The sequence below is a fragment of the Candidatus Cloacimonadota bacterium genome (genome assembly GCA_034661015.1).
Lineage (GTDB): Bacteria > Cloacimonadota > Cloacimonadia > JGIOTU-2 > JGIOTU-2 > JAYEKN01.
In genome coordinates this window covers 1-1,170 of sequence record JAYEKN010000032.1, presented here as the reverse complement: position 1 = coordinate 1,170, position 1,170 = coordinate 1, and the positions used below count along the sequence as shown (strand labels likewise).

Sequence of the window (1,170 nt, the reverse complement as noted above, 5' to 3'; positions counted from 1 at the left end):
TGAATGCTTTAAACGCTTATCTGCCCATTGGAAAAATATTACAGATTGAAGTAGGCCAGTCTCCGATGAAAAAATGAAATTGTCCAAAAAAGTATGCTAAAAAAAGGCATTTTTCCAGAGGTCTGAAATTTTAATTTGCATCTTTCTTTGAAAGCTATTTTCAGGTTATCGCGTTGAACCGCCCGGCTCCCTGAAGGCTACGTTAGTTTTTTTAATTGACGTTGTATATACATTGTGATAAATTAATTGTATGTTTAAATGGAATCCTGAAAAAAATAAAACACTATATAAAGTTCGAGGTATTACTTTTGAAATGGTTGTACAGGCAATTAGTGACGGCTACGGTATTTCTGATGTTCCTCATTGGAATCATGATAAATACCCCAATCAGAGAATTATAACTGTAATGATTAATGGTTATGCCCACTTGGTTCCTTATGTAAAAGATGGTGAAAATTATTTTCTAAAAACAATTATTCCAAGTCGAAAAGAAAATAGGAAAATTAAAGGAGCGAGCAATGTCTAAATTTAAAAATCCAGACGAACTTAATGCTGAAGAATTAGAAATCCTCGAAGCATATAATAGCGGTAAATTACAAGGTGCTCCCGTTTCTAAGCTTATGATGCTTGCCGCAAAAGAAACTCTAAGAAAAAATAAAAATATTAATATCAGAATTTCCGAGAATGATTTGGAGTCTATTAAAATGCTTGCCGCTAGAGAGGGGATGCCATATCAAACACTGATTGGTAGTATACTTCATAAATACGCATCAGGCTATTTGCAAATATAGCTTAATCGTTAGTGCGCCAAGAAAAGCTTGGTGCTTCTTGCAGGGTGAAAGTCCCTGTTGGGCAAGGTTTAGCCAACCACCCGTATCGAGTGTTGCGTGATTGGGAAGGATAGACATACCGTCAAACGACCCACACGAAGCGTACACAGAGAATCATGTAGGTTTGAAATTGTTAGTTCGTATCAAAAAGATTCTTATCGTGCTCTTTAGACAGTAAAATTGGGCAACAAAATTTATGTACTCCATACATTCAAGAAAAAATCAAAAAAAGGTATCAAAACTCCCAAGCCAGATATCGAACTTGTTAGAAAAAGGCTTCATAAGGCACAAAGATTAGCCCAGGAGGAAAGAAATGAAAAATAACATAAAATTTAAAAAA

3 protein-coding genes are annotated in these 1,170 nt (G+C 35.0%); all 3 read left to right on the top strand.

Going from position 1 to position 1,170, the window contains the following annotated elements; all coding sequences use genetic code 11:
- The first annotated feature begins 250 nt into the window (after positions 1–250).
- The 3 genes from U9P79_01120 to U9P79_01110 all read left to right on the top strand — a co-directional run bounded on the left by U9P79_01120 (position 251) and on the right by U9P79_01110 (position 1,154).
- Positions 251–526, top strand: a complete 276-nt coding sequence (locus tag U9P79_01120) for a toxin (GenBank protein MEA2103230.1) — start codon at positions 251–253, stop codon at positions 524–526.
- Positions 519–791, top strand: a complete 273-nt coding sequence (locus U9P79_01115; protein MEA2103229.1) for a CopG family antitoxin — start codon at positions 519–521, stop codon at positions 789–791. The genes U9P79_01120 and U9P79_01115 overlap by 8 nt, the downstream gene beginning before the upstream one ends.
- A gap of 219 nt (positions 792–1,010) precedes the next feature.
- Positions 1,011–1,154, top strand: a complete 144-nt coding sequence (locus U9P79_01110) for a type II toxin-antitoxin system RelE/ParE family toxin (GenBank protein ID MEA2103228.1) — start codon at positions 1,011–1,013, stop codon at positions 1,152–1,154.
- Positions 1,155–1,170 lie beyond the last annotated feature (16 nt).

Coding starts and splice junctions, on each gene's coding strand:
- U9P79_01120 (MEA2103230.1), top strand. CDS start 251: ATGTTTAAATGGAATCCTGAAAAAAATAAAACACTATATAAAGTTCGA.
- U9P79_01115 (MEA2103229.1), top strand. CDS start 519: ATGTCTAAATTTAAAAATCCAGACGAACTTAATGCTGAAGAATTAGAA.